This window comes from Micromonospora rhizosphaerae (genome assembly GCF_900091465.1).
GTDB lineage: Bacteria > Actinomycetota > Actinomycetes > Mycobacteriales > Micromonosporaceae > Micromonospora > Micromonospora rhizosphaerae.
Genome location: NZ_FMHV01000002.1, coordinates 6,160,013 through 6,181,019, shown reverse-complemented (window position 1 = coordinate 6,181,019; position 21,007 = coordinate 6,160,013). Strand labels below are relative to the sequence as shown.

The window sequence follows — 21,007 nt, the reverse complement described above, 5'->3', positions numbered from 1 at the left end:
GCCGCGGATGACCCCCGGGCTGGATCTGGCGCTGCTGCTCGGCGCGGCCGTCCTGCTGGTTGCGGTCGGCGCGGTCCGCATCTCCACCCGGCTCGGGGTGCCCAGTCTCCTCGTCTACCTCGCGCTCGGGGTGGCGATCGGCGAGGCGGGGCTGGGCATCCGGTTCGACAACGTCGAGCTGACCCGGATGCTCGGGTTCTGCGCGCTGATCGTGATCATCGCCGAGGGCGGCCTGAGCGCCCGGTGGAGCACCCTGCGGCCGGTGCTCGGCCTGGCCGCCGCGCTCTCCACGGTCGGCGTGGTGGTCAGCATCCTGGTCGTCGGCCTCGCGGTGCACCTGCTGCTCGGCCTGGACTGGCGGCTGGCGCTGCTCTACGGCGCGGTGCTCTCCTCCACCGACGCCGCCGCGGTCTTCGCCACCCTGCGCCGGTTGCGCCTGCCGCCCCGGCTGGTGGCCACGCTCGAGGCCGAGTCGGGCATGAACGACGCCCCGGTGGTGATCCTGGTGGTGCTCCTCTCCCGGAACGCCCCGGCCACCCACGCCTGGTGGTACGAGGTCCTGCTGGTCGCGTACGAGTTGGGCCTCGGCGCGGTGGTCGGGGTGGCGGCCGGGATCACCGGCCGATGGGCGCTGCGCCGGGCCGCGCTGCCCTCGGCTGGGCTCTACCCGATCGCGGTGGTCGGCTTCACCGTGCTCGCGTACGCCGCCGGGTCGGTGCTGCACGCGTCCGGCTTCCTCGCCGTCTACGTCGCCGGCGTGCTGCTCGGCAACGCCCGGCTGCCGCACCGGCAGGCCATCCTCGGCTTCGCCGACGGGCTGGCGTGGCTGGCCCAGATCGGCCTCTTCGTGCTCCTCGGGCTCCTGGTCTCGCCGACCCGGCTGGACGACGCGGTGCTGCCGGCGGTGGTCGCCGGCCTGGCCCTGGTGTTCGCCGCCCGGCCGCTGTCGGTGGCGGTCTCCGCGCTGCCGTTCCGGTTCGGCCTGCGGGAGCAGGCCTTCCTGTCCTGGGCCGGGTTGCGCGGCGCGGTGCCGATCGTGCTGGCCACCATCCCGCTCTCCGAGCGGGTGCCCGGGGCGGACCGGCTCTTCGACGCGGTCTTCGTGCTGGTGGTGATCTTCACGCTGCTCCAGGCGGGGACCCTCGCCCCGGCCGCCCGCCGGCTCGGGGTGACCGCGCCCGCCGAGGCGGCCGAGATCCGGGTCGAGACGGCCCCGCTGGAACGGATGCGGGCGGACTTGCTTCAGGTCGAGGTGCCGCCCGGCTCCCGGCTCGGCGGGGTGCACGTGGACGAGTTGCGGCTGCCGGTGGGCGCGTCGGTGACCCTGGTGCTGCGCGACGGGGCCGGCTTCGTGCCCGGGCCGGACACCCGGCTGAAGGTGGGCGACAGCCTGCTCATCGTGGCCACCGCAGAGGTCCGGGACGAGGTCGAACGGCGGCTGCGGGCGGTGAGTCGGCGCGGTCGGCTGGCTCGGTGGTTTGGCGAGTACGGCGAGGACCGGGACCGATAATCTGCTAACGTTCCTTTTGCCCCGATTGGTGGCTGTCTGGGGCTGAATCGCGGTGCGACGGTGCGGCACGTTGTCGGACGCCTGTACGTTCCGTATCCTTGCCACCCTCCGGAGTGCGCGGCCATGCTCGCCGCGCGCCCGTTTTGTACATGGGGGACGCCCTGGCCGGCGGACCCTGCCCAGGCACCGCCGAATGCCGCGGTATCGCGGCCGAGGGAGCTGACGATGGCGAAGCCAGCCGACACCAGGACCACCGGCCGCAAGCCGGCGGCGAAGGCCACCCGCAGCCCGGCGGAGACCGAGAAGATCCGGGCGGCGTTGGCAGCGCGGCGCACCGAGCTGCGCGCCGAGTACGATCAGACGCTGAGCGAGATCACCGAGCTGCAGCGCGACCGGCTGACCGACTCGGCCGGGGACGACCAGGCCGACACCGGGACGAAGACGTTCGAGCGGGAGCAGGAGATCTCACTCGCCAACAGCATCAAGGAGCGGATCACGCAGGTCGAGCGGGCCCTGGAGCGGCTCGACGAGGGTGGCTACGGCTGGTGCGAGCGGTGCGGCAACCCGATCCCGGTGGAGCGGCTCGCCGCGTTCCCGTCGGCCACCCTGTGCGTGACCTGCAAGCAGCTGGAGGAGCGGCGCTGAGGTCCGCTCCCCGGCGGCGGAGTGGAGACGGTGAGGGATCACCGTGGAGAGCGTCGATGGGGAGCAGATGACCGTAGCACCGCGCGCCGGATCCGGCACCGCTGAGCCGGGCGGCGGCACGCCCCGGCGCAAGGCGCTCGGGGTCCTCCTCGGCGTCGCCCTGGTCGCCCTCCTGGCCGACCTGCTCACCAAGCAGCTCGCGCTGCAGACGCTCACCGGCCGGGGGCCGGTGTCGCTGTTCGGCGGCGCCGTCTACCTCAGCCTGACCCGCAACAGCGGGGCGGCGTGGAGCATCGGGTCCGGCCACACCTGGATCTTCCCCCTGATCACCATCGGCGTGATCGGCTGGATCGGCTGGATGGCGCTGCGGCTGCGGTCGCTGCCCTGGGCGGTCTCCCTCGGCCTGGTGCTGGGTGGGGCGCTCGGCAACCTCACCGACCGGATCTTCCGCGCGCCCGGGCACTTCGTCGGGCACGTGGTGGACATGATCAGCCTGTTCGACCCGTACGGGCAGGTCTGGCCCGTATTCAACCTGGCCGACAGCGCCCTGGTCTGCGGCGTGACGCTGGCGGTGCTGCTCGAACTGACCGGCCGGCAGCGCGACGGCAGCCGGGCGGGCGCCGAGCCGGGCGGGCAGCCGGAATCCGCCGACGAGGCGACCAGCGGCAGCGAGCAGCGGGGGCGGGCGTGACCTCCGCCTTCGCCGCCGGTGGCGACCGCCGGTCCCTGCCGGTGCCGGACGGCCTCGAGGGCATGCGGCTGGACCAGGCGGTGTCCCGGCTCTTCGGGCTCTCCCGCACCGCCGCGGCGGTGCTGATCGACGCCGGCGACGCGCTGGTCGACGGCGCCGTCCGGCCCAACTCGTACAAAGTCAAGGCCGGTTCCTGGCTGGAGGTGACCCTGCCGGCCCCGGCCGCCCCGCCGACCGTGGTGCCGCAGGCGGTGCCCGGGCTGCGGGTGGTCTACGCCGACGACGACATCGTCGTGGTGGACAAGCCGGTCGGTGTGGCCGCCCACCCGAGCCCCGGCTGGACCGGCCCGACCGTGATCGGCGGGCTGGCCGCGATCGGCCACCGGATCTCCACCAGCGGCGCCGCCGAGCGGCAGGGCGTCGTGCACCGGCTGGACGTGGGCACCACCGGGATCATGGTGGTGGCCAAGAGCGAGCAGGCGTACAGCGTGCTGAAGCGGGCGTTCAAGTACCGCGAGGTGGACAAGCGCTACCACGCCGTGGTGCAGGGGCACCTGGACCCGCTGCGCGGCACCATCGACGCGCCGATCGACCGGCACCCGCACCACGACTACCGCTGGGCGGTCGTCTCCGGCGGCAAGCCGAGCATCACCCACTACGACACCATCGAGGCGTTCCCGGCGGCCAGCCTGGCCGACGTGCGGCTGGAGACCGGCCGCACCCACCAGATCCGGGTGCACTTCTCCACCCTGCGCCACCCGTGCGTCGGCGACCTCACCTATGGCGCGGACCCGACCCTGGCGGCCCGGCTCGGGCTGAGCCGGCAGTGGCTGCACGCCCGTGCGCTGAGCTTCCTGCACCCCCGCACCGGCGACGAGGTCAGCTTCGTCAGCGACTACCCCGATGACCTGGCCCGCGCGCTGGACATCCTCCGCGACTGATCCGCCGCGCCGACCGACGAGGGGACGTTTGACCGTGTCCGCCGACGAACCGTCGCGCCCGCCGCGCCGCGGCAGGTCGAGGTCGGTAGGGCTGACCTGGGCGGCGCTGCTCTGCGCGGTGGCGGTCCTGATCACCGCCATCTGGGCCGGCCGACGCGAGCCGGTGGGCGACCGGACCGTGGGCGAGGTCACCCGGGTGGGCGTGGCCGCCGGCGACCCGATCCCCGACTATCTGCGCGCCGCCTCCGACGAGCTGGCCCGGCTGCCGGACGCGTCGCCACCGGCCACCGGTGACGGCACGTACGCCCTGGTCACCTTCGCGTCGTACCTGACCCCGCGGCGGGTCGCCGCGGCGCTCGACGGGGTGCCGGTCTCGGCGGTCGTCGCCCGGGTGCCGCTGCCCGGCCGGCAGACCGAGATCGTCCGCATCCCGGCGATGCGGGTACCGGTGGACGTGGTGGCCGGGATGGCCGAGGTGGCCGCGCGCAAGGACCGGGAGGCCGCCGACTACCGGGCGCGGTCCGTCGCCCCGACCGGCGCCGCCGACCCCGAGCTGCGTCGGCTTTACGACACCGGCGCGCGGGTCGCCGCCGAGGAGGCGGCGGCGTACCGGTCCGGCTGCGCCTGCGTGTACGCGGCGGTGATCCGCGCCACGCCCGAGGTGCTGCGCCGCGTCGCCGCCCGGCCCGGCGTGCGCGCCGTCGATCCCGCGCCGGAGGTGCGGCGGTTGGACCGGACGGTCTTCACTCCGCCGCTGCCGGAGCAGCGGGACGTGGCCCGCCCGCCGGCCGACGAGGGGCTGACCGGCCCGGCCGTCACGCCGACCGGGGGCGCCCCGAAGGTGGGCGATTCGTCGGAAGCCGCACGGACGGTGAGCGGTTCCTCACCGGGCTCGGGCGGGCCTGCCTCGGCCGGAGCACCGCCGTCGACCCCGCCGACCTCGTGAGACGCGGCCGGCGGGAGTGCGCCGGGGCCGCGCGGTGAGGATGGCCACCGGGGGATGTGCGCGGACGGGTGTGGTCCGAATAGGGTTTCGTTCGTAGCCTGTCAGGCGGAGATCCATGGGGCTGGGGAGGGCGATCCTTGGATGGCAGCGAGACCGGCTGGGGTCGGCAAGCTGAGCCGGCACCACGGTGGCGAGCGCTGCTCGACCGGGCCCGGCTCGGCCGCGGTGCTGAGCAGGCCGAGGTCGACCACCGCGCCGAGGAGGCGGCCACGCCCCCCGAGCAGTTGCCCCGGCGCACCGCCGGCAACGGCTGGTCCGGCCGGGCATCGGCGGTCGAGCCTTCCAGCGAGCTGACCTACGGCGCAGAGCCGCCCTACCGGGTCGGGGCGACCTACCGGGTCGAGCCGGCCTACCGGGTGGACCCCGGACACCAGCCCGAGCCGACCTACCCGGCGGAGCCGTCCTATCCGGCCGAGTCGACGTACCGGGCGGAGCCGGCCTACGGGGCGGAGCCGGCCTACGGGGCGGAGCCGGCCTACGGGGCGGAGCCGGCGTACCAGCCCGCGCCGGAGCCGGTCCGCCGCGACCCCGAGCGGCACCGGGGTTCCGCGTCCGTCACCGAGTCCCGGTACGCCCTGCTGGACGACGGTTACCGGCACGAGCCGCCGCCGGTCGAGTCCCGGTACGCGCTGCTCGACAACGGCTACCGGTCGGAGACCTACCAGCCGGCGGAGCCGGCATACCAGCCACCGCAGCCGCTCGCGTACCAGCCGCCGGCGACCGCCGAGGGCTATCCGGGCCGGATCGGGTCGGCCCGCGTCGAGTGGCGGGCGCCGGCCCCGGAGACGGAGCTGGAGCGGGCCGCCGGGGTGCTCCGGCGCGAACTGGGCACGCCGCGGGTGCTCGCCTTCGCCAACCCCAAGGGCGGCGTGCACAAGACCACCGCCACCGTGCTCGCCGCGGCCACCGTGGGCAGCATCCGGGGGCGTGGGGTGCTCGCCTGGGACGACAACGAGCTGCGCGGCACCCTCGGCCTGCGCGCCGGCAGCGCCCGGCACGCCCGCACGATCCGACATCTGATCAGCGACCTCGCCCAGATCGAGATCCTGGAGGGGGAGACCCTGCTGGCGCACCTCGACGACTACCTGCGGCACGCCTCCGACGGCTCGTACGACGTGCTGGCCGGCGAGGAGAGCCCGCGCTTCGCCCAGCGGCTGGACCAGTTCACCGTCAAGCGGGTGCTGGAGCTGCTGCGGCGTACCCACGACGTGGTCTGTGTGGACACCGGCAACAACGTGGAGAGCCCGAACTGGCGTACCGTCATGCAGGCCGCCGACCAGCTCGTGGTGACCACCGTGCCACGGGAGGACGCCGCGTTCAGCGCGGACTGGATGCTCGACCTTCTGCACGAGGTGGGGATGGGGGAGCTGGCCGACAACGCGGTCACCCTGATCTCCTGCCCGACGCCGGGCCGCACGTCGCTCCAGGACGACCTGGAGCGGCACTTCGCCACCCGTACCCGGGCGGTGGCCGTGGTGCCCTACGACCCCGCGCTCGAGACCGGGTCGTCGATCGAGTACCACCAGCTCCAGCCGGAGTCCCGGCAGGCCTGGCTGAAGGCCGCCGCGGTGATGCTGGAACCGTTCGCCCGCTGACCGCCACCAGCGGGCCCGCGGTGGCCCCGGGCCTGAGAGGATCATCGGGTGAGTCCGGACACCTCCGATCCCGAGCAGCCCGTCGACCGTCCGGTCGAGCCTGGCCGCCCCGGTCCCGCTCCCGACCGCCCCTTCGACGGTCCGGCGGGTGCCCACCGCCCCGGCTCGGACGCCGACCGACCGGGCGGGTTCGCTCCGCCCGATCCGGACCGGGCGGCTCCCGGGTGGCCGGGCGGCCTGCCGGTGCCCGCCGGGACCCCGGTGACCGCGCCGGGCGCCGATCCGTTCGCCTGGTACGCACCCGGACCCGAGCACATGCCGGGGGCCGGGACGACCGGTCCGGCAGACGACCGTCGGCGGGCGGTCGGGGTGACGCTCGGCGTCGCGTTCCTGCTGACCGTCCTGGGCGCTCCGCTGGGGCTGCTCTGGGCCGCCGTCGCGCCGGACACCCCGGCGGTGAAGACCGCCGAGGGGGTGATCTACGCCCAACCGCAGCCGGAGGAGCCGATCGCCGCGGACGGCTGGTTCGCACTGCTCGGGCTCGGCTTCGGCGTGCTCGCCGCGATCGCCGTCTGGTTCCTGTTACGCCGCCGCCGCGGCCCGGTCGGGCTGCTCGGTGGGACGGTGGGCGGCCTCGGCGCGGCGCTGGTGGCCTGGCAGTTGGGCCGGCGGATCGGGCTGTCGGCCTACCAGCGGCTGGTGGAGACCGCGCCGGACGGGCGGGCGTTCACCAAGCCGGCCGATCTGCGGGCCGGCGGCGTGGACTGGCTCCTCGGCGTGCTGCCGGTGCCGCACGGCAACCTGCTGCTGCCCGCGTTCGGCGTCGCGGTGACGTACACCCTGCTGGCCGGCTGGTCGAGGTGGCCGTCGCTGCGCCCGGAGCCCGAGCCCGACGCGGCCTGGCGGCCGGCGGTCCCGGCCGCCGGGCTCAGTTCGGGGTGGGGGGACCGGCCAGCTCGCTCAGCGGCGCCGGAACCGCCCGCACCTGGCGGAGCAGAGCCGCCTCGCGGTTGAGCAGACGCAACTCGGCTCGGAGCCGGCCGGCGGTGTCGTCGATGGCGAGCAGCCGCTGCCGGTCGGCGAGCGTCAGCGCGGCCGCGGCGGCCACCAGGTGCGACAGTACGGTCGGGTCCTCCGGCAGCTGCTCGGAGATCTCCTGCGGACCCGGCCGGATCAGCCCCAGGTACTGCCGGAAGACCGAGATCACCCGGGCGGCCAGCAGGTCTGCGACCTCGTCCGTGCCGGCCGGCTCCGGCAGCCAGTCCACCTCGGCGGTCAGGTAGGGCGCGGAGCGGGCGTCGACGTCGGCGATCCGGAACCGCCGCCGACCGACGGTGACGATGTCGAACCCCCCGTCGGCCAGCTCGGTGATCTGCCGCAGCTCGGCGGTGCAGCCCACCTCGTGCAGCGTGACGTCACCGCCGCCCGGGGCCGGTCGGCCCGACGGCCCGGCCGGCGCGACCTCCCAGCCGGCCCGGATCGCCACCACGCCGAACTCGCGCGGCGCGCCCTCCGGCAGCCCGACCAGGTGGCGCACCAGCGCCCGGTAGCGCTCCTCGAATATGTGCAGTGGCAGCACCAGCCCCGGGAAGAGCACCGTCCCGAGCGGAAACACCGGCAGCCGCGCAGTCACGCGTCGAGCCTAGTCCGATCGGGCCCCGGCGGCGTGTCCCGGCTCACCGTCCCGGCCTGCGGGCGGCGCGGGGTGGGCTGCGGGCGGGCGGCCTAGACTGGCACGGGTGTTGAACCGGATCGACCTGCGCGGCGGGGTGCGTGACCCGCGCCGCCTGCTGCCCCGTGCCCAGCTCGACGTCTCCGTGGCCGTCGAGCGGATCCGCCCCCTCGTCGAGGCGGTCCGGGAGCATGGGTACCCGGCGATCCGGGAGGCGAGCGAGCGGTTCGACGGCATCTGCCCGGACCGGCTGCGGGTGCCGGTGGAGGCGATCAAGGAGGCCGAGGGGACCCTCGACCCGCGGGTGCGCGCCGCCCTGCTGGAGTCGATCACCCGGGCCCGCAAGGTCCACGCCGACCAGCGCCGCACCGACCACACCACCCAGGTGGTGCCGGGCGGCACGGTGACCGAGCGCTGGGTGCCGGTCGACCGGGTGGGGCTCTACGTCCCCGGCGGCCTGGCCATGTACCCGTCGACCGTCGTGATGAACGTGGTCCCCGCCCAGGCGGCCGGGGTCCGCTCGCTGGTGGTGGTCAGCCCGCCGCAGCAGGACAACGGCGGCCTGCCCGACCAGCGCGTGCTGGCGGCCTGCGCGCTGCTCGGCGTCGACGAGGTGTACGCCGTCGGCGGCGCCCAGGCGGTGGCGATGCTCGCGTACGGCTCGACGACCGACGCCGAGGGCGCGGAGCGCTGCGACCCGGTCGACATGATCACCGGCCCGGGGAACATCTGGGTCACCGCCGCCAAGCGGCTGCTGCGCGGCGTGGTCGGCATCGACGCCGAGGCCGGGCCGACCGAGATCGCCATCCTGGCCGACGACACCGCCGATGCGGCACACGTCGCCGCCGACCTGATCAGCCAGGCCGAGCACGACCCGCTGGCCGCCAGCGTGCTGGTCACCCCATCGGTCGCGCTGGCCGACGCGGTCGAGCGGGAGCTGGCCCGGCAGGTGCCCGCCACCAAGCACGCCGAGCGGATCGGCACCGCGCTCAGCGGCGAGCAGAGCGGCGTCGTCCTCGTCGACGACCTCGAGGCCGGGCTGCGGGTGGTCGACGCGTACGCGGCCGAGCACCTGGAGATCCAGACCGCCGACGCCCGCGAGTGGGCGCTGCGGGTGCGCAACGCCGGGGCGATCTTCGTCGGCGCCTGGTCGCCGGTGTCGCTCGGCGACTACTGCGCCGGCTCCAACCACGTGCTTCCCACCGGCGGCTGCGCCCGGCACTCCTCCGGCCTGTCGGTGCAGTCCTTCCTGCGCGGCATCCACCTGGTGGAGTACACGCAGGAGGCGCTGCGCGACGTCGCCCCGCACGTGCTCACCCTGGCGAACGTGGAGGACCTGCCGGCCCACGGCCAGGCGGTCAGCGTGCGCTTCCCGGGGGAGAGTTCGTGACCACACTGGACGACCTGCCGATCCGCGACGACCTGCGCGGGCTGTCGCCGTACGGGGCGCCGCAGCTCGAGGTGCCGGTGCGGCTGAACACCAACGAGAACTCCTACCCGGTGCCCGAGCCGGTGGTGGAGGCCATCGGCAAGGCCGTCGCGGCCGAGCTGCGTGACCTCAACCGCTACCCGGACCGGGACGCGGTGGCGCTCCGCGCCGATCTGGCGGCGTACCTGGGCCACGGGCTCACCGTCGACCAGGTCTGGGCCGCCAACGGCTCCAACGAGATCCAGCAGCAGCTGCTCCAGGCGTTCGGCGGGCCGGGGCGCACCGCGCTCGGCTTCACCCCGGCGTACTCGATGCACCCGCTGCTGGCCCTCGGCACCGGCACCGGCTGGATCCCGGGCGCGCGCGGCGTCGACTTCGGACTGACCGTCGAGGACGCGGTGGCCCAGGCCCGCGCGCACCGGCCCGACGTGGTCTTCCTCTGCTCGCCGAACAACCCCACCGGCACCGCGCTCGACCCGGCGGTGGTGTCGGCGGTGCTGGACGAGGTGCCGGGCATGGTGATCGTGGACGAGGCGTACGCCGAGTTCGCCCGCCCCGGCACGGTCAGCGCGCTCGCCGTGCTGCCGGGGCACCCCCGGCTGGTGGTGACCCGGACGATGAGCAAGGCGTTCGGCTTCGCCGGCGGCCGGCTGGGCTACCTGGCCGCCGATCCGGCGGTGGTGCAGGCGGTGCAGCTCGTGCGGTTGCCGTACCACCTCTCGGCGCTCACCCAGGCCGCCGCCCGGGCGGCGCTGGCGCACCGCGACGCCCTGCTCGGCACGGTCGCCGCGATCATGGAGCAGCGCGACCGGATCGTGGCCGAGCTGCGCGCCCGGGGCCACCGGGTCGCCGACAGCGATGCCAACTTCGTGCTCTTCGAGGTGGGCGGGGACCAGTCGGCGGCCTGGCGCACCCTGCTGGCGCAGGGCGTGCTGGTCCGCGATGTCGGCCTGCCGGGCTGGCTGCGGGTCACCGCCGGCACCCCCGCCGAGACTGACGCCTTCCTCGCAGCGATGGAGAAACTCTCATGAGCCGGACCGCCCGGGTGGAGCGGATCACCAAGGAGACCAAGGTCCTCGTCGAGATCGACCTCGACGGCACCGGCAAGGCCGACGTCGAGACCGGCGTCGGCTTCTACGACCACATGCTGAACCAGATCGCCCGGCACGGCGGCTTCGACCTGACCGTGCACACCGTCGGCGACCTGGAGATCGACGCCCATCACACCATGGAGGACACCGCGCTCGCCCTGGGCGCCGCGTTCGACCAGGCGCTGGGGGACAAGGCCGGCATCCGGCGGTACGGCTCGGCGACCGTGCCGATGGACGAGGTGCTGGTCCGGGCCGCGGTCGACCTCTCCGGCCGCCCGTACGTGGTGCACGACGAGCCGCCGCTCGCGCCGTACATCGGGCCGGTCTACCCGACCAGCATGACCCGGCACATCTGGGAGTCCTTCGGCCAGGCGGCCCGGATCACCCTGCACGTGGACGTGCTGCGGGCGGCCCGCCCCGGCGGCCACCCGGACGCCCACCACGTGGTGGAGGCCCAGTTCAAGGCGGTCTCCCGCGCCCTGCGCGAGGCCACCTCGATCGACCCGCGTACCCAGGGCGCGATCCCCAGCACCAAGGGAGCTCTCTGATGAGCGCGAGGACCGGAGCGCAGCGGAGTACCGCAGTCGCGAATGAAGGACGGATCTGATGGGGCGGCTGCTGCCGACGCTGTTGCTGATCCTGGCCGGGGTGCTGGTCGGCGGGACCTGGTCGCTGTTCCGGCAGGGCGCCTCGCGCGCCACGGTGGTGACGGCCGGGCTGCTCGCCGCGCTGGCCGCCGCCGGCGGGGTGCTCTGGCTGCTACCCGGGGAGGGCTGATGGCGAAGCGGATCGTGGTGCTCGACTACGGCTCGGGCAACCTGCGCTCGGCCGAGCGCGCCCTGGAACGCGCCGGCGCGGACGTCACGGTGACCGACGACCTGGCCGCCGCCGCCGAGGCGGACGGCCTCGTGGTGCCGGGCGTCGGCGCGTTCGCCGCCTGCATGGCCGGGATCGAGGCGCTCGGTGCCGGGCCGGTGATCGCGGAGCGGGTCGCGGCCGGCCGGCCGGTGCTCGGCATCTGCGTCGGCATGCAGGTGCTCTTCGAGCACGGCGACGAGCACGGCGTGGTGACCAAGGGCCTCGGGCTGCTGCCCGGCGGGGTGGCGAAGCTGGCCGCCGAGCGGCTGCCGCACATGGGCTGGAACACCGTGCAGGCGCCGGCGGAGTCGGTGCTCTTCGCCGGCCTGCCGGCCGACAGTCGGTTCTACTTCGTCCACTCGTACGGGGTGAACGACGTCGCCGGGCTGGCCGCGGCTGGCGCGAAGGTCACCACCGCGCACCACGGGACGGACTTCGTCGCCGCCGTGGAGCGGGGCCCGCTGTCGGCCGCCCAGTTCCACCCGGAGAAGTCGGCCGACACCGGCGCCACGCTGCTCCGCAACTGGCTGGCGACGCTGTGAGCGCGAGGAGTGAGCCGGGTTTGCGAGCCCCGCAGTCGCGAAACGATGGTGGTTCGGTGAGCGCGAGGAGTGAGCCGGGTTTGCGAGCCCCGCAGTCGCGAACGATGGTCGTTCGGTGAGCAAGGAGCGGGCTCGCCGGCGGGAGGCCCGGCAGGCCCAGTTGGAGCGGGAACGCGCCGTCCGCCTTCGCCGGGTGGCCCGCCGGGAGCGCCGCCGCGCGCTGGTACGCCGGCTGACGCCCCGCCGCGGCCGGACCGGCCGGCTGGCCCGGCACACCCGGGGCGAACGCGCGGCGATCGTGTTGCTCACCGGGGCGGCGTTGATCGGCATCTGGAGTTTGGTCGACGACCTGGCGCTGCGGCTGGCGCTGGTCGTGTTGTTGCTGCTGGTCCTGCCGGCGATCGTGGTGATCGCCCTGGACCGCCGTATCTGAAGCGAGGAGGAGAGCGTTGAGCCTCACCCTGTTGCCCGCCGTGGACGTCGCCGACGGCCAGGCCGTCCGGCTCGTGCAGGGCGCCGCCGGCAGCGAGACCGCGTACGGCGACCCGCTGGAGGCGGCGCTCGCCTGGCAGCGGGACGGCGCGGAGTGGGTCCACCTGGTGGACCTGGACGCCGCGTTCGGGCGCGGGTCCAACGCGGCGCTCCTCGCCGACGTGGTCCGGCGGCTCGACGTGCAGGTGGAACTCTCCGGCGGGATCCGGGACGACGAGTCGCTGCGAGCGGCGCTCGGCACCGGGGCGGCCCGGGTCAACATCGGCACCGCCGCGCTGGAGGACCCGGAGTGGTGCGACCGGATCTGCGGCGAGTACGGCGACCGGGTGGCGATCGGGCTGGACGTGCGCGGTCGTACCCTCGCGGCGCGGGGCTGGACCCGCGACGGCGGTGACCTGTACGAGGTGCTGGAGCGGCTGGACAAGGCCGGCGCCTCCCGGTACGTGGTCACCGACATCACCAAGGACGGCACGATGCGCGGGCCGAACCTGGACCTGCTCCGCGAGGTCTGCTCCCGCACCGACGCCCCGGTGATCGCCTCGGGCGGGGTCTCCACGCTGGACGACCTGCGCGCGCTGGCCACCCTGGAGCCGTTCGGGGTGGAGGGCGTGATCGCCGGCAAGGCGCTCTACGCCGGCGCGTTCACGGTCGCCGAGGCGCTGGCGACGCTGCGGGGTGCGGCGTGACCGTCACCCGGCTGGGCTCGGGCGGCCCCTGGGAGGCCGCCTTCGGCTACTCCCGCGTGGTCCGGGCCGGTGACCTGGCCTGGACGGCCGGCTGCACCGCCACCGTCGACGGGAAGGTCGTCCACGTCGGGGACCCGGCGGCGCAGACCGCGCAGGCGCTGCGAATCGCCCTGAACGCGCTGGCCGAGGTGGGCGCCGAGCCCGCCGACGTAATCCGTAGCCGGATGTACGTGACGGACCGGGCGCACGCCGACGAGGTCGGCCGGGCGCACAACGCGGTGTTCGGCGCCGTCCGTCCGGCCGCCACGATGGTGGTCGTGGCCGGTCTGATCGACCCGGACCACCTGGTCGAGGTCGAGTTGGAGGCCTGGCTCGGCGACCGGTGACTCCGGCTGCCCCTGCCATGGAGTGGGGGCGGCCACACCGTGAGCAGGTCGGTTGTGCACAACTTAATTGGGCGCTATGGTTCGGCGGTGACCGATGATCTGGTGCTACGCCGGCAGGTGTGCTTCGCGCTGTACGCGGCGTCGCGCGCCCTCACCGACGTCTACCGGCCCATCCTCGACGAGCACGGGCTGACCTATCCGCAGTATCTGGTGCTGCTGGTGCTCTGGGAGCGCGGCGACGACGCCCCCACGGTCTCCGAGCTGGGCGCCGCGCTGCGGCTGGACTCCGGCACGCTCTCCCCGCTGCTCAAGCGGCTGGAGGCGGCGGGCCTGGTGGTACGGACCCGGTCGGCGCGCGACGAGCGCCGGGTGGAGGTGGGCCTCACCGAGCAGGGCCGGGCCCTCCGCCAGCGGATGGACGAGGTGCCGTGTCGGGTCGCCCGCGCCACCGGCCTCACCGAGGCCGAGCTGGTCGCCCTGCGCGACACCCTCACCCGGGTCACCGAGACGATCCACCGACAGAAGGAGCAGTGACCATGCAGGTGCTCTACACCGCGTCCGCCCTGGCCGGCGGGGACGGTCGGGACGGCCACGTCCGCACCTCGGACGGCACCCTCGACCTCGACCTGGCGATCCCGAAGGAGATGGGCGGCGTCGGCGGCGCGGCCAACCCCGAGCAGCTCTTCGCCGCCGGCTACGCGGCCTGCTTCCACTCCGCGCTGCGGCTGGTCGCCCGCCGGGCCAAGGCCGACGTCACCGGCTCGGTGGTCGAGGCCCAGGTGGGCATCGGCCCGAACGGCAGCGGCGGCTTCGGGCTCACCGTCGCCCTGGTGGTGGACCTGCCCGCGGTGGAGCGCGCCGCCGCCGAGCAGCTCGTCGCCCAGGCCCACCAGGTCTGCCCGTACTCCAACGCGACCCGCGGCAACGTGGAGGTCTCCCTCACCGTCCGGGAGGCAGTGTGAGCGCGAGGAACGCAGCGCAGCGGAGTACCGCAGTCGCGAACGAGAGTGGCACTGTGAGCGCGAGGAACGCAGCGCAGCGGAGTACCGCAGTCGCGAACGAGAGTGGCACTGTGAGCGCGAGGAACGCAGCGCAGCGGAGTACCGCACTCGCGAACGGGAGGATCGCACTGTGAACCGGGAGATCCACCTGGCCTCCCGTCCGCAGGGCTGGCCGACCGCCGACAACTTCCGCCTGGTGGAGGCCGAGGTGCCCACGCCGGCGCCGGGTCAGCTCGTGGTCCGCAACCGGTTCATGTCGGTCGACCCGTACATGCGCGGCCGGATGAACGACGTCAAGTCGTACGTGCCGCCGTTCCAGCTCGACGCCCCGCTCGACGGTGGCGCGGTCGGCGAGGTGGTGGCGAGCGAGGCCGAGGGGTTCAAGCCCGGCGACACCGTGCTGCACGGCCTGGGCTGGCGGGAGTACGCGCTGCTCGACGCGCGCGCGGCCCGCAAGGTCGACCCGAGCCTCGCGCCGGTGAGCGCGTACCTGAGCGTGCTCGGCATGACCGGCCTGACCGCGTACGCGGGGCTGCTCGAGGTGGCCGGCATGCAGCCGGGGGAGTCGGTCTTCGTCTCCGCCGCCGCCGGTTCGGTGGGCAGCCTGGTCGGCCAGATCGCCAAGCTCAAGGGCGCGTCCCGGGTGATCGGCAGCGCCGGCTCGCCGGCCAAGGTCGAACGGCTGAAGGCGCTCGGCTTCGACGCCGCGTTCGACTACCACGACGGCCCGGTGCGCGACTCGCTCAAGGCGGCCGCGCCGGACGGCATCGACGTCTACTTCGACAACGTCGGCGGTGACCACCTGGAGGCCGCGATCGCCTCGATGAACCTGCACGGCCGGGCCGCCATCTGCGGCATGATCGCGCAGTACAACGAGACCGAGCCGCCGGCGGCGCCGCGCAACCTGGCGCTGGTCATCGGCAAGCGGCTCACCCTGCGCGGCTTCCTGGTCGGCGACCACGGCCACCTGCGCGACCGGTTCGTCCGGGACATGTCCGGTTGGCTGCGCGACGGGAAGATCTCGTACGACGAGACGGTCGTCGACGGCATCGAGAACGCCCCGGAGGCCTTCCTCGGCCTGCTCCGCGGCCAGAATCTCGGCAAGATGCTCGTCCGGGTGTGACCCGGGACTCGTTCCCGGCGGCCGGCCCGCTCGGGCCGGCCGCCGTGCCGTTCGCGTTGGATAGGCTCGCGACATGACGGTGGCGGTGCGGGTGATCCCCTGTCTGGACGTGGACGCCGGGCGGGTGGTCAAGGGGGTCAACTTCCTCGACCTGCGCGACGCCGGCGACCCGGTGGAGCTGGCGGCCGCGTATGACCGGGCCGGCGCCGACGAGCTGACCTTCCTCGACGTCACCGCCTCGTCCAGCGACCGGGGGACCATGCTCGACGTGGTCCGCCGCACCGCCGAGTCGGTGTTCATCCCGCTGACCGTCGGCGGCGGCATCCGGCAGGTCACCGACGTCGACACGTTGCTGCGGGCCGGCGCGGACAAGGTCGGCGTGAACACCGCCGCCGTCGCCCGGCCGGAGCTGATCGCCGAGATCGCCGACCGGTTCGGCCGGCAGGTGCTGGTGCTCTCGCTCGACGTACGGCGCACACCGGCCGGCACCACGCCGAGCGGCTTCGAGGTGACCACCCATGGCGGTCGCCGCGGCACCGGCATCGACGCGGTGGAGTGGGCGCGGCGCGGCGCCGAGCTGGGGGCGGGGGAGATCCTGCTCAACTCGATGGACGGCGACGGCACCAAGGCCGGCTTCGACCTCGCGCTGATCCGGGCGGTCCGGGCCGTGGTCGACGTGCCGGTGATCGCCAGCGGCGGGGCCGGCCGGGTGGCGCACTTCCCGCCGGCGATCGGCGCGGGCGCGGACGCGGTGCTCGCGGCCAGCGTCTTCCACTTCGGCGAGCTGACCGTCGCCGAGGTCAAGGATGCCCTTCGTGGAGCGGGCCACCCGGTCCGCTGACCGCCTGATCGACTCCGTATCCGGGAAGTGGGGCTGTCCGAGTGGCCCGGATACCGCCATGTCACGCATGTTGAGTGGATCAAGCGCGGACCGCGCGCCAGGCGCCGGAGCCGGGGCGTCAGCGGCCGGACTGGCCCTCGGACGAGCGGCGCGGGGCCGGGATGGAGCGGACGACGTACTCCTGCACGGCGGCGGCGTGGTCGTCCTCGTGTAGGTGCCAGTCCGCGGCGCCGGGGGTGTGCCGCCGGCTCAGCACCCCCTGCACGGTGTCCACCGTGGTCGCCAGCCCGGCGCTGGGTCGGGTGCGCCAGAGCCGTTCCCCCTCCGGCGTGATCCGGAACCAACCGTCGGAGACGCTGACCAGGCCGGCGCCGACCAGCCGGCGGACCGCCCCCTCCACCTCGTGCCGTTCCGGAATGGACTGGTTGAGGTGGTCGGCGGTGGAGAGCACGTCAGCCAGGCGAACCCCCTCGGGCCGCCGGGTGGAGGGCGACCGGCGGTGCCGGCCGGCCCCGCTCGCGATCACCAGTGAGACGAAAATCCAGGCATCGGTCCAGCGCCATCCGTTCTCCCCCATGCAGGAATGATGCCCGGCGCTGCCGGCGGAGAAAACACCTGGTTTCCCGATAGGACATCACCGCAGCTCAGCCCGGGGCCATGCGAGCCGCCGCGATCACCCTGGGTGTGCTCCGGGTGACCGCCGGCCGAGATCAGCCGCGGCGGCCGGGCCGCCGGCGCGACGACCGCATCGAGCCGGCGCGACGCGACCGGGCCACCACGCCGCGGCGTGACCCGGGCCACCGACGCCGACGCGCGGCTTCAGGCTGCCTCGCCCGCCGGATGTGCGGCTCCGGTCCGGCAGACGGCCGCGGGCTCCATACCGGACACCGCGGTACCCGTGGCCGGCTCGTCGGGTCGCGCTGCCACCGCGAAGAGCGGGATGAACAGCTGCGCGAGCGGCCCGATGCCGAGCGCGTAGGCGACCGTGCCGACCCCGACGGTGCCGCCGAGCAGCCAGCCGAGCGCCAGCACGGTCACCTCGATGACCGTGCGGACCAGCCGGATGGACCGGCCGGGGCGGCGGGCCACGTACCCGGTCATCAGGCCGTCGCGCGGGCCGGGACCGAGTTGTGCGCCGAGGTAGAGCCCCGTGGCGGCGCCGTTGGCGACGATCCCGACGATCAGCAGGCAGATCCGTACCGGCAGCGGTCCACCGAGCGGCAGGAGGGCGAGGGTGGCGTCCACGACCAGACCGATCACCACCACGTTGCTGACCGTGCCCAGTCCGGGGCGCTGTCGCAGCGGGATCCAGAGCAGCAGGACGACGGCGCCGACCGCGATGGTGACCGTGCCGAAGGAGAGCCCGGTCTGCCGGGCGAGCCCCTGGTGGAAGACGTCCCAGGGGTCGAGGCCGAGACCGGACCGGATCATCAGGGCCATGCTGACCCCGTAGAGGGTGAGCCCGGCGTAGAGCTGGGTCAGCCGCCGGGCCGGCCGGTACCGAAGATTGCCAATTGCTGCCATGCATGCCACCCTAGGGGCCAATCTCGGCGATAGAAGAGCCAATTAGGGAGCGGTGGCCATGACGAGTCAGGTACGTGGTGCCCAATTGGCTCGCCTGCTCGGTCAGTGGCACGCGCTGCCGGGCCGGCGGCGCAGCCCGGACTACGCCGCGCTCGCCGCCGCGGTCCGCGGCCTGCTCGCCGACGGCCGGCTTCCCCTCGGAGTACGCCTGCCGGCCGAGCGCGAGCTGGCCGAGGCGCTGCGGATCAGCCGCACGACGGTCACCGCCGCGTACCGGGAGCTGCGGGAGAGCGGCCACCTGGCCAGCCGGCGGGGCGCCGGCAGCTGGACCATGCTCCCGGGCAACCACCGCGTGGCCAGCACCGGCCTGTGGACCCCGCAGGACGACCGGGACATGATCGACCTGGGGGTCGCCGCGCTGGCCGCCCCGCCGGAGCTCGTCCGGGCCGCCCGGGCCGCCGCCGAGGACCTGCCGCGCTACCTGTGCGGGGCCGGCTACCACCCGACCGGGATCATCGAGCTGCGCGAGGCGGTCGCCCGGTCGTACACCGAGCGGGGGCTGCCCACCAGCCCGGAGCAGATCATGGTCACCAGCGGTACCCAGCACGCGCTGGACCTGGTGCTCCGGCTGGCCCTCTCGCCCGGTGGCGGCGTGCTGGTCGAGTCGCCGACCTACCCCAACGCGCTGGCCGCGCTGTCGGCCCGCCGGGCCCGGATCACCACGCACGGCCTCGCCGTGGACGACGGCGGCTGGGACGCCGAGCTGCTGCTGGGCAGCATCCGTCAGGGCCGGCCGAAGCTGGCGTATCTGATCCCCGAATTCCAGAACCCCACCGGCCACCTGATGCCGACCGAGCTGCGCGAGCGGGTCGTGGGCGCGGCTCACGCCGCCGGGACCGACCTGGTCATCGACGAGTCCTTCGTGGACCTGCCGTTGGACGGCACGGAGCTGCCGCCGCCCACCGCCACCTTCGACCGGCACTCCCGGGTGATCTCCATCGGCGGGATGAGCAAGCCCTACTGGGGCGGCCTGCGGATCGGCTGGGTGCGCGCCTCCGCGCCGCAGGTGCAGCGGCTCGCCGCCGCCCGGGTCGGGGTGGACATGGCCAGCCCGGTGCTCGACCAGCTGGTCGCGGTGCACCTGTTGGCCGACGCGCCGAGCATCGTGACGGCCCGCCGGGCCCAGCTCGCCGCCCAGCGCGACGCGCTGATCGACGCGCTGGCCGAGCGGCTGCCGGACTGGCGGGTCTGCGTCCCGCGCGGCGGCGTGACGCTCTGGGTAGAGCTGGACGGCCCGGTCTCCAGCGCCCTGGCCCGGGCCGCCGAGGAGGTCGGCGTGCGCCTGGCGCCCGGCCCGCGGTTCGGCCTGGACGGCACCCTGGAGCGCTTCCTGCGGCTGCCCTTCACGCTGCCCGCGGCGGATCTGGTGGAGGCGGTGGGACGGCTCGCCGCGGTCCGCTACGACCTGGACCGCGCCGGTCGGCCGCAGTGGCGGGAGCCCTCCGTCATCGCCTGACTCCTCCGCCGCGCCAGCTGTGCGGATCGGGCCTGCGACGGCCACCGGACTGGGAGACTGCCCAGGTGGGGAACGGGGACGCTGGTGCCCGGTGGTCGCGCGGCATCCGGCCCGGGGCGCCGGGCTCCAAGGCGACCCGGCTCGAGCTCTTCTACGACCTGGTCTTCGTCTTCGCGTTCCTCAACGTCACCACGCTGACGGCGACCTATCCGTCGGCCGCCTCGCTGGTGCGCTGCCTGATGGCACTCGCCCTGCTCTGGTGGTGCTGGACCGGGTTCGCCGGGCTCGGCAACGTGATCCGCACCGACCAGGGGGTGGTCCCGCTGGTCGGCTTCTGCACCATGGCGGCGGTGTTCCTGGTGGCGCTGACCCTGCCCGAGGCGTTCGTCGACCGACCGGGCGGGCTGCCCGGACCGCTGGTCTTCGCGGGCTGCTACTTCCTGGTCCGCACCGCCCAGGTGGCGGTCTTCGGCTGGGTCTCCCGTACCGATCCGGAGCTGCGCCGGCGGTGGCTGCCGCTCGCTCTGCCGGTGCTGGTGGCGACCGCCCTGGTGGTCACCGCCGCCCTGGTCCCGCAGCGGCTCGCCGATGGGGCGGCCGAGTCGTTGATCCGGCTGGCGTTCTGGGTCGTCGCGCTCGGCGTCGAGTACGGCGTGGGTCTCGTGCTGCACGGCGCCGGCTGGGGGGTGGTCTCGGCCAGCCACTGGGCCGAGCGGCACGCCCTGATCATCCTGGTCGCCCTCGGCGAGACGATCATCTCGCTGGGCCTGGGGCCCAAGTTCATCGCCGGCCTGCCGCTCACCTGGTCGGTGGTGCTTGCCGCGGTGTGCGGCATCGCCATCGCCTCGATGCTCTGGTGGGCGTACTTCGACACCCTGGCCCTCGCCGTCGAGCAGGTGCTGCACGGGACGCGCGACCGGAGCGCGCGGAGAGCGTTGGCCCGGGACGCCTACACCTACCTGCACCTGCCGATGATCGCCGGGATCATCTTCTTCGCCCTGGGGCTCAAGGGCCTGCTCACCGACGTGGCGAACCCGGACACCCCGCGCTGGGGCGGTCCGCTGCCCCGGTTCGAACTGCTGACCCTCTACGGCGGGGTGGCGGTCTACCTGCTGGCGCTCAACGGGTTGGCGCTGCGCGCGTTACGGAAGGTCCGCCGGGTGCCGGTGGTGGCGCTGGTGCTGATCGTCGCGCTCATCCCGGTCGCCGGCCCGCTGCCGGAGCTGGCCGCGCTGGGGCTGTTGTCCCTGGTGTGTGTGCTGATGACGGTGGCGCAGACCGTCACGGCCGGCACCCACCGGGAGCGGATCCGCCAGGTGGCGCTGGAGGAGCAGCTCGCCGCCGAGGCGGAGCAGAGCGAGTGGCGTCGGCGCCACCTCTGACTGCCGTGCCGACGTCCGACGCCCCGACCACCACCGGCGGCCGTGCCCCGGGACGGAGGAGCACGGCCGCCGGTGG

Annotated in this window: 24 protein-coding genes; 21 read left to right on the top strand and 3 right to left on the bottom strand. The window is 74.5% G+C overall.

Annotated elements, in window-relative coordinates; genetic code table 11:
* Window positions 1-7: 7 nt before the first annotated feature.
* The 7 genes from GA0070624_RS29110 to GA0070624_RS29080 all read left to right on the top strand — a co-directional run bounded on the left by GA0070624_RS29110 (window position 8) and on the right by GA0070624_RS29080 (window position 7,402).
* Window positions 8-1,510: a potassium/proton antiporter gene (locus tag GA0070624_RS29110; RefSeq protein WP_091346169.1), complete on the top strand. Its 1,503-nt coding sequence runs from the start codon at window positions 8-10 to the stop codon at window positions 1,508-1,510.
* A gap of 225 nt (window positions 1,511-1,735) precedes the next feature.
* Window positions 1,736-2,155, top strand: a complete 420-nt coding sequence (locus GA0070624_RS29105) for a TraR/DksA family transcriptional regulator (RefSeq protein ID WP_091346167.1) — start codon at window positions 1,736-1,738, stop codon at window positions 2,153-2,155.
* Window positions 2,156-2,222: 67 nt separating this feature from the next.
* Window positions 2,223-2,846 (top strand): signal peptidase II, encoded by a 624-nt coding sequence (lspA, locus tag GA0070624_RS29100; RefSeq protein ID WP_091350038.1) that lies wholly within the window; start codon window positions 2,223-2,225, stop codon window positions 2,844-2,846.
* Window positions 2,843-3,787 (top strand): RluA family pseudouridine synthase, encoded by a 945-nt coding sequence (locus GA0070624_RS29095; RefSeq protein WP_091346165.1) that lies wholly within the window; start codon window positions 2,843-2,845, stop codon window positions 3,785-3,787. The genes lspA and GA0070624_RS29095 overlap by 4 nt, the downstream gene beginning before the upstream one ends.
* Before the next feature lie 34 nt (window positions 3,788-3,821).
* Complete coding sequence (locus GA0070624_RS29090; protein ID WP_091346163.1) at window positions 3,822-4,733, top strand: hypothetical protein; 912 nt, start codon at window positions 3,822-3,824, stop codon at window positions 4,731-4,733.
* 137 nt (window positions 4,734-4,870) lie between these two features.
* Window positions 4,871-6,388 carry an AAA family ATPase gene (locus GA0070624_RS29085; protein WP_091346161.1) on the top strand — a complete coding sequence of 506 codons (1,518 nt, stop codon included), beginning with the start codon at window positions 4,871-4,873 and terminating at the stop codon, window positions 6,386-6,388.
* Window positions 6,389-6,436: 48 nt separating this feature from the next.
* On the top strand, window positions 6,437-7,402 hold the full coding sequence (locus tag GA0070624_RS29080; protein WP_091346159.1) for a hypothetical protein: 966 nt from the start codon (window positions 6,437-6,439) through the stop codon (window positions 7,400-7,402).
* Here the strand turns inward: GA0070624_RS29080 and GA0070624_RS29075 are convergent.
* On the bottom strand, window positions 7,317-8,021 hold the full coding sequence (locus tag GA0070624_RS29075; RefSeq protein WP_091346157.1) for an LON peptidase substrate-binding domain-containing protein: 705 nt from the start codon (window positions 8,019-8,021) through the stop codon (window positions 7,317-7,319). The two genes, GA0070624_RS29080 and GA0070624_RS29075, sit on opposite strands and share 86 nt — an antisense overlap.
* A gap of 106 nt (window positions 8,022-8,127) precedes the next feature.
* Between GA0070624_RS29075 and hisD the strand changes: the two genes are divergently transcribed.
* The 12 genes from hisD (at window position 8,128) to hisF (ending at window position 16,509) form a co-directional block, all read left to right on the top strand.
* Window positions 8,128-9,450 (top strand): histidinol dehydrogenase, encoded by a 1,323-nt coding sequence (gene hisD / locus GA0070624_RS29070; RefSeq protein ID WP_091346155.1) that lies wholly within the window; start codon window positions 8,128-8,130, stop codon window positions 9,448-9,450.
* A complete protein-coding gene (locus GA0070624_RS29065) occupies window positions 9,447-10,520 on the top strand; it encodes a histidinol-phosphate transaminase (RefSeq protein WP_091346152.1) in 1,074 nt (357 codons plus the stop codon). Before hisD ends, GA0070624_RS29065 begins: the two co-directional genes overlap by 4 nt.
* Complete coding sequence (gene hisB, locus GA0070624_RS29060) at window positions 10,517-11,128, top strand: imidazoleglycerol-phosphate dehydratase HisB (RefSeq protein WP_091346149.1); 612 nt, start codon at window positions 10,517-10,519, stop codon at window positions 11,126-11,128. The genes GA0070624_RS29065 and hisB overlap by 4 nt, the downstream gene beginning before the upstream one ends.
* Window positions 11,129-11,186: 58 nt before the next feature.
* On the top strand, window positions 11,187-11,357 hold the full coding sequence (locus GA0070624_RS35085) for a hypothetical protein (RefSeq protein ID WP_176731919.1): 171 nt from the start codon (window positions 11,187-11,189) through the stop codon (window positions 11,355-11,357).
* Window positions 11,357-11,980 (top strand): imidazole glycerol phosphate synthase subunit HisH, encoded by a 624-nt coding sequence (hisH, locus tag GA0070624_RS29055; protein ID WP_091346147.1) that lies wholly within the window; start codon window positions 11,357-11,359, stop codon window positions 11,978-11,980. The genes GA0070624_RS35085 and hisH overlap by 1 nt, the downstream gene beginning before the upstream one ends.
* A 115-nt stretch (window positions 11,981-12,095) precedes the next feature.
* Window positions 12,096-12,413 carry a hypothetical protein gene (locus GA0070624_RS29050; protein ID WP_091346145.1) on the top strand — a complete coding sequence of 106 codons (318 nt, stop codon included), beginning with the start codon at window positions 12,096-12,098 and terminating at the stop codon, window positions 12,411-12,413.
* Window positions 12,414-12,429: 16 nt separating this feature from the next.
* Window positions 12,430-13,158, top strand: a complete 729-nt coding sequence (priA, locus tag GA0070624_RS29045; protein ID WP_091346143.1) for a bifunctional 1-(5-phosphoribosyl)-5-((5-phosphoribosylamino)methylideneamino)imidazole-4-carboxamide isomerase/phosphoribosylanthranilate isomerase PriA — start codon at window positions 12,430-12,432, stop codon at window positions 13,156-13,158.
* Window positions 13,155-13,544 carry a RidA family protein gene (locus GA0070624_RS29040; RefSeq protein WP_091346141.1) on the top strand — a complete coding sequence of 130 codons (390 nt, stop codon included), beginning with the start codon at window positions 13,155-13,157 and terminating at the stop codon, window positions 13,542-13,544. The genes priA and GA0070624_RS29040 overlap by 4 nt, the downstream gene beginning before the upstream one ends.
* 87 nt (window positions 13,545-13,631) lie before the next feature.
* Window positions 13,632-14,078: a MarR family winged helix-turn-helix transcriptional regulator gene (locus GA0070624_RS29035; RefSeq protein WP_091346139.1), complete on the top strand. Its 447-nt coding sequence runs from the start codon at window positions 13,632-13,634 to the stop codon at window positions 14,076-14,078.
* A 2-nt stretch (window positions 14,079-14,080) separates the two neighbouring features.
* The gene (locus tag GA0070624_RS29030; protein ID WP_091346137.1) at window positions 14,081-14,506 is read left to right on the top strand and encodes an organic hydroperoxide resistance protein; all 426 of its coding nucleotides are present in this window, start codon (window positions 14,081-14,083) and stop codon (window positions 14,504-14,506) included.
* 169 nt (window positions 14,507-14,675) lie between these two features.
* Complete coding sequence (locus GA0070624_RS29025) at window positions 14,676-15,668, top strand: NADP-dependent oxidoreductase (RefSeq protein ID WP_091346134.1); 993 nt, start codon at window positions 14,676-14,678, stop codon at window positions 15,666-15,668.
* A 73-nt stretch (window positions 15,669-15,741) separates the two neighbouring features.
* Entirely contained in the window at window positions 15,742-16,509 is a 768-nt protein-coding gene (gene hisF, locus GA0070624_RS29020) for an imidazole glycerol phosphate synthase subunit HisF (protein ID WP_091346131.1), read from the top strand.
* 118 nt (window positions 16,510-16,627) lie between these two features.
* On the opposite strand, the gene GA0070624_RS29015 is transcribed toward hisF, so the two are convergent.
* Together GA0070624_RS29015 and yczE are read right to left on the bottom strand one after the other, a co-directional pair.
* Entirely contained in the window at window positions 16,628-17,086 is a 459-nt protein-coding gene (locus GA0070624_RS29015; protein ID WP_091346128.1) for a hypothetical protein, read from the bottom strand.
* 242 nt (window positions 17,087-17,328) lie between these two features.
* Complete coding sequence (yczE, locus tag GA0070624_RS29010; protein WP_245719053.1) at window positions 17,329-18,033, bottom strand: membrane protein YczE; 705 nt, start codon at window positions 18,031-18,033, stop codon at window positions 17,329-17,331.
* Between the two features lie 58 nt (window positions 18,034-18,091).
* Between yczE and yczR the strand changes: the two genes are divergently transcribed.
* Together yczR and GA0070624_RS29000 are read left to right on the top strand one after the other, a co-directional pair.
* Window positions 18,092-19,549 carry a MocR-like transcription factor YczR gene (gene yczR / locus GA0070624_RS29005; protein WP_091346125.1) on the top strand — a complete coding sequence of 486 codons (1,458 nt, stop codon included), beginning with the start codon at window positions 18,092-18,094 and terminating at the stop codon, window positions 19,547-19,549.
* A gap of 65 nt (window positions 19,550-19,614) precedes the next feature.
* Window positions 19,615-20,931: a low temperature requirement protein A gene (locus GA0070624_RS29000; protein ID WP_245719052.1), complete on the top strand. Its 1,317-nt coding sequence runs from the start codon at window positions 19,615-19,617 to the stop codon at window positions 20,929-20,931.
* The last annotated feature ends 76 nt before the right edge of the window (window positions 20,932-21,007 follow it).

Excerpts from the sequence above, each read along its gene's own strand:
- yczR (WP_091346125.1), top strand. The coding sequence starts at position 18,092 with ATGACGAGTCAGGTACGTGGTGCCCAATTGGCTCGCCTGCTCGGTCAG.
- hisF (WP_091346131.1), top strand. The coding sequence starts at position 15,742 with ATGACGGTGGCGGTGCGGGTGATCCCCTGTCTGGACGTGGACGCCGGG.
- GA0070624_RS29105 (WP_091346167.1), top strand. The coding sequence starts at position 1,736 with ATGGCGAAGCCAGCCGACACCAGGACCACCGGCCGCAAGCCGGCGGCG.
- hisB (WP_091346149.1), top strand. The coding sequence starts at position 10,517 with ATGAGCCGGACCGCCCGGGTGGAGCGGATCACCAAGGAGACCAAGGTC.
- lspA (WP_091350038.1), top strand. The coding sequence starts at position 2,223 with ATGACCGTAGCACCGCGCGCCGGATCCGGCACCGCTGAGCCGGGCGGC.
- GA0070624_RS29030 (WP_091346137.1), top strand. The coding sequence starts at position 14,081 with ATGCAGGTGCTCTACACCGCGTCCGCCCTGGCCGGCGGGGACGGTCGG.
- GA0070624_RS35085 (WP_176731919.1), top strand. The coding sequence starts at position 11,187 with ATGGGGCGGCTGCTGCCGACGCTGTTGCTGATCCTGGCCGGGGTGCTG.
- hisH (WP_091346147.1), top strand. The coding sequence starts at position 11,357 with ATGGCGAAGCGGATCGTGGTGCTCGACTACGGCTCGGGCAACCTGCGC.
- GA0070624_RS29015 (WP_091346128.1), bottom strand. The coding sequence starts at position 17,086 with ATGGGGGAGAACGGATGGCGCTGGACCGATGCCTGGATTTTCGTCTCA.
- GA0070624_RS29110 (WP_091346169.1), top strand. The coding sequence starts at position 8 with ATGACCCCCGGGCTGGATCTGGCGCTGCTGCTCGGCGCGGCCGTCCTG.
- yczE (WP_245719053.1), bottom strand. The coding sequence starts at position 18,033 with ATGGCAGCAATTGGCAATCTTCGGTACCGGCCGGCCCGGCGGCTGACC.